This is a genomic window from Dyella sp. (assembly GCF_035277725.1).
Lineage (GTDB): Bacteria > Pseudomonadota > Gammaproteobacteria > Xanthomonadales > Rhodanobacteraceae > Dyella_B.
Genome location: NZ_DATEJY010000055.1, coordinates 1 through 11,367, shown reverse-complemented (window position 1 = coordinate 11,367; position 11,367 = coordinate 1). Strand labels below are relative to the sequence as shown.

Below are 11,367 nucleotides of genomic sequence, written 5' to 3'. Positions count from 1 at the left end.
CCGACGTACTCACCCGCCTTCCCACCACGCTCGATCGCGATATCGACACGCTTTTGCCGCTTCGGGGCCACTGGCAGACAACGTCGGCCTGCTGATCACGACGGCAGCGTTGTGTCGATGTGACATCGGGTGACGCTTACGCTCTTTCTATGCGACTGACTGTTTACGGACCAGTCACGGCAAAACCTGTTGACTTAATCACGAATTTTGAAGCGGTGCCGCTAACAACTGAACCTGGGACCGTTTTTGCCGGAACTGTTTTTACCGTTCTTCTCTGCTAAGGCTCGAGACGAAACCGGCTAACGCGAGTTCCAAGGTGCCCGACAATCTCGTTCACTCGGAGAAGCTCGCCATCGTAGAGATTACCTGGAACGAAGTCGGCGCATAGCATCACTGTTTGCGACGTGACCGGGTCTTGATAGCTCATCATTCGTCGACATCTCCTGCTGCCCGAATAGCTGGTGATGTGAACGTCGTAGATAGCCAACTGACCAGGCATGATCTGGACGACAAACCGCATCAAGCCATGGGCGATAAATCCAATCACAACACTCATCATCGCAACCAAGAAGACCCCTCGGAATACGGCACCGATCAACGTCATCTCGACCATGGAGCCATCCTTTGCTTCGTAGGTGAAGTTCGCTGCGCGCCACTTTTTCCAAACGATCATCAAAACACGCAGACCGCCGATAAGGGCTATTGGGCAAACAATCCACGTATCGACCCACGGGTACACGCTTACGCCGGATTGCATTTCCGAAACAGCTATGAAATAGGCGGGAATGATCATAGAGAACCAGATGATCAGATAAAAACTCTTTCTATCTGCGGCTCTGCTTTCCGATGTTGGCTGCGTTGGCTCGACCATGACTTTCCTGTTCCTCAAGCAAAAAAGGAACTACGTGATTAAGCATCCTCAACTACCTCTATCCCTTCCCCCACCACGGGCTTCGCAATAACTCAACCTGGCACCATTCTTGTCCGAAAATCGCTTGGATTCATTGAGTCCCCCTAGACATGTGGAAAATCCTTGCCTTCTGCAACGGAGATTAGCGGGATTGGCATCCCGGCTACACGCTTCAGACGTCAACCCTGCGAAAGCCCTTCCCCGTAAGACCGCGCTGCGCAATCCGCCCTTCCAGGTCGGCCTTGGCAGCATCGTTGATATAGATGCTTGTCTGTATCGCTGGATCCTTGAACACGGTGGGCGCCGTTGGTATCGCATCCTCATTTAACACAGCCGTTTCCACGAAACCGAAGGGCTGTATCTTGGAACGCTCGCGATCCAGGCAATGAATGATGGTAGTGACGTTGAAGTAGTACTCAGTATGGCCTTCTACATCCACTTCGAGTAACTGGCCGAAATTGGCAAGGAAATCGCCTAGTGCCTGATAAGCTTTTTCACTCAGCATCAGCGCACCGGGCTTGAATGGGCTTATATCGGCGCGCGGCTTCGGCTTTTTGCTTCGCTTGTCGACGAATACACCAAGCTTTGGACGCTCCACCCAATGGAGACGAGCACCGCTGAGGTCGAAACGCTTTGCCAGTTCCTTGCTTCGCTCAAAGCTGCTTTCGTCATCGTCAGCCACGACGAGCATGGCAACCCTGTCGATCAAACTAGTCGTAATTTCCCACACGCTCATATGGAAGGGCTCGCTTCGCCTATCGCACTTGAGCCGACCGCTCCAAAACGGCCAGCGTTTCACGGAGCCCTTGCGAGCTGGACTGTTTACAGCCGTACCACCGAGAACCTTCGAATGTGCAGTTGCCACCCAGGTTGTCCTGGGCGAACTCGCAGTTCTCAAAACGGCATTCGACCAGCCTGCAGCCCGAGAAAGCACATCCCCGGAACCGGCAGTTTTTGAAGACCACCCCAACGAATACGACCACGTTGAAGTGTGCCCAGTAAAAGTCTCCGCTTTCGAATTCGCAATCGATGAAATCGGAGGTCACATGCAGGCCTTGACCATCGATATCGCGGAACCTGCAAAACCGAAACGTCTGCTCCTCCCAACTTGCTGGCTTGAATAGGCGACGCTCAAAGGTTTCGTTTTTGATCTGCATGCGAGTATCGAGGGAACTCACAACTTTCAATCTTTCGCCGCTTTCGCCCGCATATCTTCATACTTACCAAGAAGCACCTCTGCATACGCCAGGTCATTGCTTGTATCGGATTTGTCGTCTTCGTTCTGCGTACCGCTTTCAAGGAGCGTTTTGTACTTTTCTATCAACACTTCGAGCGCTTCAATGATGCAGTTGATCTCAGCCCATTCCATATCTTTTTCCTCAACCGTTTATCCAGCGACCGCCACGAGCAATGGCTTCTTCGATAGGCAGCTTGGAGACATCCAGCAGGCTGCATAGCTGTTCGGTATACGCCGTCAGCAACATATCTTCCGAAGGTCGAATGGTGTAGTGCGTTATGCCAGTTTTCGGATTCGTTGTGTCGCGGGTCACCACCAATCCATGCGGAACTATGGTACCGGCCTTGATCCACCACCAATTTGGCTCCGGGCGTGGGGCGGTGAACGTCGATATGCCACCGGACATGCCCTTGACCTTGATAAGGCCAGACTGAGGGTCTTTGACCTTGATGACGTCCTTGTCCCGGACGTTGTCGAACCGTGGCGACGTGGCATTGCCACCTCGATAGAGGTCGATGTCGATCTTCATCGAAGCCTCTATTCGTACCAGATATTGCTCTGATCCCATGACCCCTCCGTGCGTTTTTACCGCCGAATCTACTTCGGTAGATGGCAACAAGTTGATCTATTTGAGCCCCAAACTAGACCTGGAATTGTTACGAGAGTAACCCGACCCATCTTGCCATGGCCCACATATGCCTCAGAAGTGAACTTGACCTCGACCTGGAACAACGCAACCTGACCCGTTTTCCAATTCGCTCTAGATTGATTCTAGGGAAACTACTGTTGCACTTTTTTGTACTTAAAATTAAACGAAGATGCGTTCGGATCAACGACCTCAATCTTTCCATCATTGCGCAATCTCTGGAGGGCCTTCTTGACTTTGTTAATATCACCCTCTCCGCTCAACTGCCGCACAAGCTTATTAGTAACAAATGCATCTTGCTTATTACTTAAATACTGCATAACAACATCCTCAATAGATGCCAGTCTTTGATGTTTAATAATAACCACGAAAGCATTTCCGCGTTGCTCAAAGGTCGGAGCAACTAAGCCCGCTTTTCGCAACTCGTTACGAACCGTATCTAATCCCTCGCCAATATCGTGATTCAGGGGGTTGGGTAAATTATGCAACATTCTAACGATATTTGGATTTCTCGAAAAACGTTCGTCATACAGATTATCTAAAGTCATGTACCCCGGAAGCTTCCCAGGACTAGATATTTCAATGCGATTATCAAAAATCCTTATATGCACATCATCATTCAAACTATAATCTCTATGAATGACGGCGTTCACAAGGACCTCTTTAATTGCCTCAGAGGGGTACTTTAGATTTACTATTTTTTTGCCATCATGATAGGAAGCTCCGTCTACGAGACTGGAAACCTCAGCAATTGCCGCTCTAATAATAGACTCGATTGATCCGTTAACCGTCTTTGGCATTCCAACAAGATGCTCTCGCTTGTATTCAGCCTCTGTAGTCCTGAGCCGATAAACCTTAATTGCACATCGCGTTTCAATGGACGCCTGCGGCTCCTCATCAAAAAGAAGAACGCAGCCTACATTAGGCATGAAATTACCGTTCTTCTCTGTGAGTAATCGCTGCTTTTTCAAAAATTTACTGGATTCCAAAGAGGTAGATATACGCGTCATGTAGTCACGAAGAATTTCAGATTCAATCATTTCCTCTACATCGACAGACTCAACTGCAACCCGTTCGTACGGGGCTGCGCCCTTCGAGTATGCCAGCTGAGTTACCCTCTCTCCTTTCAATTTAACCTTGCTGGCATTCAACCTAAGATAGCAATCCCCGTTGCTCGTGTAATGAACTTTTGTGCTCTTCGGCACTGAAATGTGCAGGAGATAACCGCGCTGAGGAATAGAGAGAAACTCCACACCAACGTTCTCTACCGAAGGCGTTGTTTGCTCTAACAATACAGCGAGAATTGCATTCGCATCTTCTTTAGTTAAAAAAGGACGAATACGATCGCCTGTATATTTTTTGTCTTCTAAACCCAGATACAATTCACCTCCGTCCGCGTTCGCAAATGCAACAAAGGTCTCCTGTAATTTGGCCGGCTGGATATCCTTGCTTTTTAGATCGGTGAAATGATCTTCATCGATCGAAAGCAATCTATTTAGCTCTGCATCGATGACAACTCTATCTTCAATCATTTGATGTCCTATTTTCTAATGCCGCCCAGAAAAAAGGTGGCCCGAAGCCACCTTGCTCAAGAGCTAAATGATTTAAATCAACCACACTTGCTATACCCACAATTCAAACAAGTCTGACACCCATCCATCAACACCAACGCCTTCGTATTGCACTTCGCACACAACGTAGCGCCCGGCGGGAAGCCGGCCGAGTCGTTGGTGTCAGCATCAGTGGGACTGGTGACGGTCAGCTCAGTTTTTTTTTGAGTGGCTTGCTCGTAGGCGGCACGCTTTTCGGCAATCAGCGCACGCTGCGCATCGCTCATCTCGGGATCGTGGATCAGCCCGATGTTCTTCATATGCTGCTCGATCACCGCCCCGATCTCGGCGACGATGCTGGGCATGTAGACGCCGCCGGCTTTGAAGTAGCCGCCGCGGGGGTCGAACACGGCCTTGAGCTCTTCCACGATGAAGGTGACGTCGCCGCCTTTGCGGAACACGGCGGAGAGGATGCGGGTGAGGGCGACGATCCACTGGAAGTGGTCCATGTTCTTCGAGTTGATGAAGATTTCGAAGGGGCGGCGCTGCTCATACTGGGTGCCGGCGTTGAGCACGATGTCGTTGATGGTGACGTAGAGGGCGTGCTCGAACAGGGGGGATTTGATCTTGAAGGTGGAGCCGATCAGGGCCTCGGGGCGCTCCAGGCTTTCGTGCATCTGGATGACTTCCGCCATCGGCGCCTCTTTGGGCTGCTCGGCGGCGGGTTGCGCGGCGAGTGTGGCTTTGTCTTCGGGTTTGACGACCTCGTAGCCTTTGATCTTCTTTTCGATCTTGATCGTCATGTGTTGTGTTCCTGTAGATATGTTGGCGTCTGAAGGAATGAGTGGATTCGCTCGCGGCTCTTTCAAGCGCTGTGGCTGGATTCGCCCCTCACCCCAGCCCTCTCCCCCATCTTTGATCAATAACGGGGAGAGGGAGAAAAGCGGGTCGCCCCTCACTTTGTCGACTTCATAAAGAGAGGAGCTGAAAAAGAAATCCGGCCCGACTCGCGTCGGGCCGGATTGGCATTGCTTACTTCTTGCGGGCGGCCTTCTTGGCGGTTTTCTTGGTCGCCTTACGACCGGCCTTCTTGCTGGCAGTGGACCTCTTTACCGCCTTTTTGGCGGTTTTCTTGCTTGCGGCCTTTTTGGCCGTCTTCTTACCTGCGGCCTTGCGGGCCGTCTTTTTGCTGCTGACCTTCTTTGCAGCTTTCTTGGCAGCGCCTTTCTTGGCTGCCTTCTTGCTGGCTTTCTTTACCGCTTTCTTGGCTGCGCCTTTCTTGGCGGCCTTCTTTGCTGCGCCCTTCTTGGCGGCTTTCTTGGTTGCCTTCTTCGCTGCTTTCTTGGCAGGAGCGGCTTTCTTGGCAGTGGCTTTCTTGGCTGCTTTGCGACGAGCCTTCTTCGGCGCTGCGGCCGGAGCGGACTCTTCTTCGGCTACCGGGGCGGCCGGCGTGAGCAGATCGTCATTGTGTACTTCAAACTCGGTATCGATTGACATGCGGGTATTCCCCTCCGGTCGTTGTTATGGAACTTGCATCAGGCTTGATCACGGTGAGCGGAAACGTAGCGCGATTTTGCGTTGCGTGCCACTACTAAAACTTTCCGTAATAGCCTTCCTTCAAAGCATCGAACAAATTGGCGGCGGTGTGTGTCTCTCCGTCGTACTCCACTTCTTCGTTGCCTTTCAGTTCCACAACACTACCGTCCTCCAATTCGAAGCGGTAGAGGGTGTTTTCCAGGTCGGCTTCTTTCACCAGCACGCCCTGGAATGCAGCGGGGTTGAAGCGGAACGTGGTGCATCCCTTGAGGCCCTGTTTATAGGCGTAGAAGTAAATGTCCTTGAAGTCTTCGTAGGGGTAATCGGTCGGTACGTTGGCGGTCTTGGAGATGGAGGAATCCACCCAAAGCTGCGAGGCAGCCTGGATGTCCACGTGCTCCTTGGGTGTGATGTCATCGGCCGCAACGAAGTATTCCGGCAGCTTGGCCTTGGGGTCGTCGCTGAACGGCATGGCCTGCGCATTGATGAGCGCGCGATAGGCGAGCAGCTCGTAGCTGTACACCTCGACCTTTTCTTTGGTCTTGCGGCCTTCGCGGATGACGTTGCGCGAGTAGTGATGGGCGAAGCTGGGCTCGATGCCGTTGCTGGCGTTGTTGGCCAGCGAGAGGGAGATGGTGCCGGTGGGAGCGATGGAACTGTGGTGCGTAAAGCGCGCGCCCGTTTCGGCCAACTCCTTGACAAGATTGGGCGCCACGGTGGCGACGCGCTGCATGTAGCGGCTGTATTTGGCATGCAGCACGCGGCCGGGAATCAGGTCGCCCACCTTGTAGCCGTCCTCGACCATCTCCGGGCGCTTGCGCAGCATGTCGCCGGTGACGGTGTAGTTTTTGCTGAGCACGGGCGCCGGGCCTTTTTCCTTGGCCAGCTCCAGCGCGACTTCCCAACCGGCCACGGCCATTTCACGCGAAACCTCTTCGGTGAAGGACACCGCATCGGCGCTGCCGTAGCGCATCTTGAGCATGGTGAGCGTGCTGCCAAGGCCCAGGAAGCCCATGCCGTGGCGACGCTTGGAAAGGATCTCGTTGCGCTGCTGCTCCAGCGGCAGGCCGTTGATCTCCACCACGTTGTCGAGCATGCGGGTGAAGATCTTCACGACGTCGCGATATTCATCCCAGTCGAAGCGGGCCTTGGGGCCGAAGGGATCGCGCACGAAGGTGGTGAGGTTGACGGAGCCGAGCAGGCAGGAGCCGTAAGGTGGAAGTGGTTGCTCACCACAATTGTGTGCGTGCAGACCGTTTCCATCGAAGGTGTTAATCCCGGGGACCTGTACGTCATAGACGTCTTCTACACCATCGGCCTCCAGCGTGGCCACGGTGGCGGTAAAGCGCTCGCGATTCAGGGTACGGCGATATCCGGCGAGGAGCGTTTTCAGACGCGCTGCCTTGTCGCTATCAGCAAAGCCGACCCGTTCGTTGAAGCCGGCCAGTGATTCGCCTGCAATGACAAGCTCGTGCTGAGCCTGTGTGGCGTACTCGCGCACCCCACCGTTGCCATCGGGCAACATGGTGCTGCCAGCCACGCGGCGGTCGCGATAGATACGGGAAGGAATGCCCAGACGCAGCAGCATGCGCTGCACGGCTTCCAGACGCGCGATATCCGATTGCGCCAAGCGCACGGACACGCCTTTCGTCTGGCCGCCCTGTACGGAGCCATCGGCATCGAAAAAGCCGCGCAGGAAGCCGCGGCAGGCATCGCTGGATGCTTTCTCAAGCGCCGGCGTGATGGCTTTGTTGCCAATGCTCATGCCCAGCTCGAACGCCAGGTCGCGGAGCGCAGCGGACTTCATGCGCCATTCGTTGCGCCCTTGCACTTCGGACCAACCGTTGAAATCGGTGCGATGCGGCAAGGTCTGGGCGCAGCGCAATGCTTCACGCATCAGCGCCTGCGCTCCGCCGCTTCCGGTCGCGTTCACGGCTGCAGCTTGCGTCCAGACCGAAAGAACAGCCGCTTCTTGCTTGAGCGTGCCGTCGCCTACCAGCAGGCCGAGCAGATAGCCCTGCTCTTCGGTAAGCGTGCCAGTCCAGCTTGCATTGTCACGATGGTCGTTGAGCAGGACGCGGTCACCCGCACGCAGCTGCCCAGCCTCGCACCACTCCGTTTCCACGCTCCAACGGGTCAGGCGCGATACGCGACGGACACGATGATCGGCGGTGAGGCGCAGGCGGTAACCCTCTTCTGTCTGTAGCGCGAGTACCGGCTTGGTGGCGGTGCGGAAAAAGCCTTCGGCACCTGTTGCATGGTCCTTACCGTCCACGCGTGCCTTGAAGCCACGGCCCAGCAGATCACGAACCTGACGCGGGCCATCGCTCGTCTGTACCCAGGTGTCGGCCGTGACGCACGGGTTGGTAGCGCGAATGTGCTCGCACCACCAGTTGTTGTTCATCTCGTTCACCTTGTCGATGAGGATGAACCCGGGCTCGGCGTAGTCGTAGGTGGAGACCATGATCATGTCCCACAGATGACGTGCACGGATGTGCCCATAAATCTTGCAAGCGACCAGACCGTCGTCGCGCACGACATAATTTTCTGTAGTGGGCCATTCGCGCCACACGACCTTGCTGGCGTCGTGGAGGTCGATGTCGCCCTGCTCTTTGACGTGCACGGGGAAGACCATCGGCCAATCCTGGTCGTGCTCGACGGCTTGCATGAAGCCGTCGGTGATCAGCAGCGACAGGTTGAACTGGCGCAGGCGGCCGTTTTCGCGCTTGGCGCGGATGAATTCCTTGACGTCCGGATGGCTGACGTCGAACGTGCCCATCTGTGCACCGCGGCGGCCGCCGGCGGAAGACACGGTGAAGCACATCTTGTCGTAGATATCCATGAAGGAGAGCGGGCCGCTGGTGTAAGCGCCGGCACCCGACACGTATGCGCCGCGCGGACGCAGCGTGGAAAATTCATAGCCGATTCCACAGCCCGCTTTCAGCGTGAGGCCGGCTTCGTGCACCTTCTGCAGGATGTCGTCCATCGAATCGCGGATGGTGCCGGACACGGTGCAGTTGATGGTGGATGTGGCGGGCTTGTGTTCCAGCGCGCCAGCGTTGGAGGTGATGCGGCCGGCGGGAATGGCACCGCGGCGCAGTGCCCACAAGAAACGCTCATACCAGTGTTCGCGCAGTTCGGGCGTGGCTTCCACCTCGGCGAGGGCGCGCGCGACGCGCTGCCAGCTGTCGTCGATGGTGGCGTCGACCGGGTCGCCGTTCTTGGTGCGCAGGCGGTACTTCTTGTCCCAGATGTCTTGCGAGGCGGGCTGCAGCGGAATGGCGGCGGCATCGCGACCAGTGTTTGTTGCACGCAATGTGCTCATGGGCTTCCTGACCTCCTGCATGGCCTCACGGCCCCGTTGGTTTCTTGTCTTATTGGTGTAAGGACATCAGTGGCCGGCAAATGACCTGGCGTCCCGATTCATGCCCCGCGCATGAGGGTCGGGCCTGGGTTTTCGCGATTGGCGACAGCCCCCACTGACGTTGTTCGCCGCCCCACCACTTGGGTGACAGAAGGACATCTGCACACAAGATGTTGTGGTTGCGACTGGGCGAACGTTACCCCTGCCATCGCAGGATGTAAAGGGCTGACTGCACCATCACGGGATTTAAGCTGAAGTTGTTTCGTTGCGCATGCCGAGTTGCGCTAGCGCAACCGTCTGACACATGCGATTTAAAATGCCTCGCCGCGATTCGGGACGTTGCATCCGTGCCTGCGGCACGTTGCATGCTTGGGAACCGTCCGCCCCGCGGCGAGTCGAACCAGCAGTTTTCATTCGCTCCAGGAGACTTCATGCGCCCGCGTTTTCTCCGCAGTTTTACTGCCCTGTTTGTCGCCGCATCACTCGCCGTGCTTCCGTTGCACGCGCACGCGGTGTTGCCCTCGGCCATCGACGGCCAGCCGCTGCCTTCGCTCGCGCCCATGTTGGAAAAGGTGACGCCGGCGGTGGTGAACATTTCCAGCAAGACGCGGGTGCGGGTACGCAATCCGTTCTTCGACGATCCGGTGTTCCGCCAGTTCTTCGGCCTACAGGGCACGCCGCGCGAACAGGTGGAACAGAGCCTTGGCTCAGGCGTGATCGTGGATGCGGCGAAGGGTTACATCCTCACCAACAATCATGTGGTGGGCGGCGCCGATGACATCACGGTGACGCTGCAGGATGGCCGCAACTTCAAGGGCACGCTGGTGGGTACCGATCCGGCGACCGACGTGGCGGTGGTGAAGATCAACGCCGACAAGTTGCAGGCGTTACCGATCTCCGATTCGTCGACGCTGCGCGTGGGTGACTTCGTGGTGGCGGTGGGCGAGCCATTCGGGTTGGGACAGACGGTGACGTCGGGCATCGTCTCCGCACTGGGGCGTTCGGGCCTGGGTGGTTCGAGCTTCCAGAATTTCATCCAGACCGATGCGTCGATCAATCCCGGTAACTCCGGCGGTCCGCTGGTGAACCTGCGTGGTGAACTGGTGGGTATCAACACCATGATCCTGTCGCCGTCGGGCGGCAACGTGGGTATTGGCTTTGCCATTCCCAGCGATGTTGCCACCGAGGTGATGCAGCAGTTGATCGCACACGGCAAGGTGAGCCGCGGGAGCCTCGGCGCGCAGACGCAGGACATCACGCCAAACATTGCGCGCGTGCTCAACCTGAAGAGCAACGAGGGCTCGGTGGTGACGCGCGTGCTGCCGGGTTCGGCGGCCGAGCGTGCCGGCCTGCAGGAAGGCGATGTGATTACCGCGGTGAATGGCAAGGATCTGCATGATGCGGGTGAGCTCACCAATGCGATCGGCTTGCTGCCACCGAACAGCACGGTGACGCTGATGACGTTGCGCAATGGCGCGACGCGCAAGGTGACGGCGCAGCTTACGCCGCAGAAGACGGCCATGGTGGATGGCGCCAAGCTCGATCCGCGCCTCGCCGGCGTGACCTTCAGCGATCTCAGCGACGAGCAGGCCAGCCAGGGGGTGACAGGCGTGGTGGCGTCGACGGTGAATCCGAACAGCCGCGCGGCGCAGGCGGGGCTTTCGTCGGGTGATGTGATCGTCGGCGTGGGCAATCGGCGCATTACCAGCCTGCGGGATTTGCAGGGGCTGGCGGCGGCGCGTCCGCGTCAGCTGGTGCTGCTGGTGGCGACGGATGAAGGTTTGAATTACGTGGTGGTGCAGTAGTTCGTTGCGCGTTGCCCGTAGGCTGGGATGAAAATCCCAGCGTCGGGTGCATGGTAAATGCTGGGATTGCATCCCAGCCCGTAGCTCCCCCATGGTCGTCACGCCCGCGAAAGCGGGCATCCATGTTCGCCTTGGCCTCAGAGCAACAATGGATTCCCGCTTTCGCGCACCGCTGTCCGGGAAAAGTCTTTTTGATTGATTAGATCTCGACACGTAGCCCGACGGCGAAAATTTTTCTTGTAAATTCAACGTCACCGGAAATCGTCGCCCCGGCGAAAGCCGGGGCCCAGTGTCTTGGGCGAAATGCAAGTCGCTGGGT

Annotated in this window: 10 protein-coding genes; 1 reads left to right on the top strand and 9 read right to left on the bottom strand. The window is 56.4% G+C overall.

Translation table 11 applies throughout. The features are described 5' to 3' along the window. Nucleotides 1-277: 277 nt before the first annotated feature. From VJR68_RS04880 to VJR68_RS04840, 9 genes are all read right to left on the bottom strand, one after another. The gene (locus VJR68_RS04880; RefSeq protein WP_324146442.1) at nt 278-871 is read right to left on the bottom strand and encodes a hypothetical protein; all 594 of its coding nucleotides are present in this window, start codon (nt 869-871) and stop codon (nt 278-280) included. Between the two features lie 211 nt (nt 872-1,082). After that, nucleotides 1,083-1,646 carry a hypothetical protein gene (locus VJR68_RS04875; protein WP_324146441.1) on the bottom strand — a complete coding sequence of 188 codons (564 nt, stop codon included), beginning with the start codon at nt 1,644-1,646 and terminating at the stop codon, nt 1,083-1,085. 19 nt (nt 1,647-1,665) lie between these two features. Continuing rightward, complete coding sequence (locus tag VJR68_RS04870) at nt 1,666-2,067, bottom strand: pentapeptide repeat-containing protein (protein WP_324146440.1); 402 nt, start codon at nt 2,065-2,067, stop codon at nt 1,666-1,668. A gap of 26 nt (nt 2,068-2,093) precedes the next feature. Further along, the gene (locus tag VJR68_RS04865; RefSeq protein WP_324146439.1) at nt 2,094-2,279 is read right to left on the bottom strand and encodes a hypothetical protein; all 186 of its coding nucleotides are present in this window, start codon (nt 2,277-2,279) and stop codon (nt 2,094-2,096) included. Between the two features lie 10 nt (nt 2,280-2,289). After that, nucleotides 2,290-2,676 (bottom strand): hypothetical protein, encoded by a 387-nt coding sequence (locus VJR68_RS04860; RefSeq protein WP_324146438.1) that lies wholly within the window; start codon nt 2,674-2,676, stop codon nt 2,290-2,292. Between the two features lie 251 nt (nt 2,677-2,927). Further along, nucleotides 2,928-4,325, bottom strand: coding sequence for an ATP-binding protein (locus VJR68_RS04855; RefSeq protein WP_324146437.1), 1,398 nt, complete (start codon nt 4,323-4,325; stop codon nt 2,928-2,930). A 77-nt stretch (nt 4,326-4,402) separates the two neighbouring features. Beyond that, nucleotides 4,403-5,146 (bottom strand): NrdJb, encoded by a 744-nt coding sequence (locus VJR68_RS04850; RefSeq protein ID WP_324146436.1) that lies wholly within the window; start codon nt 5,144-5,146, stop codon nt 4,403-4,405. A 229-nt stretch (nt 5,147-5,375) separates the two neighbouring features. Beyond that, nucleotides 5,376-5,840 (bottom strand): hypothetical protein, encoded by a 465-nt coding sequence (locus tag VJR68_RS04845; RefSeq protein WP_324146435.1) that lies wholly within the window; start codon nt 5,838-5,840, stop codon nt 5,376-5,378. Between the two features lie 94 nt (nt 5,841-5,934). After that, entirely contained in the window at nt 5,935-9,204 is a 3,270-nt protein-coding gene (locus VJR68_RS04840) for an LAGLIDADG family homing endonuclease (RefSeq protein WP_324146434.1), read from the bottom strand. A 470-nt stretch (nt 9,205-9,674) separates the two neighbouring features. Here VJR68_RS04840 and VJR68_RS04835 point away from each other — a divergent pair, with 470 nt between their 5' ends. Beyond that, nucleotides 9,675-11,048, top strand: a complete 1,374-nt coding sequence (locus VJR68_RS04835) for a DegQ family serine endoprotease (protein ID WP_324146433.1) — start codon at nt 9,675-9,677, stop codon at nt 11,046-11,048. Nucleotides 11,049-11,367: the final 319 nt, after the last annotated feature.

Excerpts from the sequence above, each read along its gene's own strand:
- VJR68_RS04835 (WP_324146433.1), top strand. The coding sequence starts at position 9,675 with ATGCGCCCGCGTTTTCTCCGCAGTTTTACTGCCCTGTTTGTCGCCGCA.
- VJR68_RS04840 (WP_324146434.1), bottom strand. The coding sequence starts at position 9,204 with ATGAGCACATTGCGTGCAACAAACACTGGTCGCGATGCCGCCGCCATT.
- VJR68_RS04845 (WP_324146435.1), bottom strand. The coding sequence starts at position 5,840 with ATGTCAATCGATACCGAGTTTGAAGTACACAATGACGATCTGCTCACG.
- VJR68_RS04865 (WP_324146439.1), bottom strand. The coding sequence starts at position 2,279 with ATGGAATGGGCTGAGATCAACTGCATCATTGAAGCGCTCGAAGTGTTG.
- VJR68_RS04855 (WP_324146437.1), bottom strand. The coding sequence starts at position 4,325 with ATGATTGAAGATAGAGTTGTCATCGATGCAGAGCTAAATAGATTGCTT.
- VJR68_RS04870 (WP_324146440.1), bottom strand. The coding sequence starts at position 2,067 with ATGCAGATCAAAAACGAAACCTTTGAGCGTCGCCTATTCAAGCCAGCA.
- VJR68_RS04850 (WP_324146436.1), bottom strand. The coding sequence starts at position 5,146 with ATGACGATCAAGATCGAAAAGAAGATCAAAGGCTACGAGGTCGTCAAA.
- VJR68_RS04880 (WP_324146442.1), bottom strand. The coding sequence starts at position 871 with ATGGTCGAGCCAACGCAGCCAACATCGGAAAGCAGAGCCGCAGATAGA.
- VJR68_RS04860 (WP_324146438.1), bottom strand. The coding sequence starts at position 2,676 with ATGAAGATCGACATCGACCTCTATCGAGGTGGCAATGCCACGTCGCCA.
- VJR68_RS04875 (WP_324146441.1), bottom strand. The coding sequence starts at position 1,646 with ATGAGCGTGTGGGAAATTACGACTAGTTTGATCGACAGGGTTGCCATG.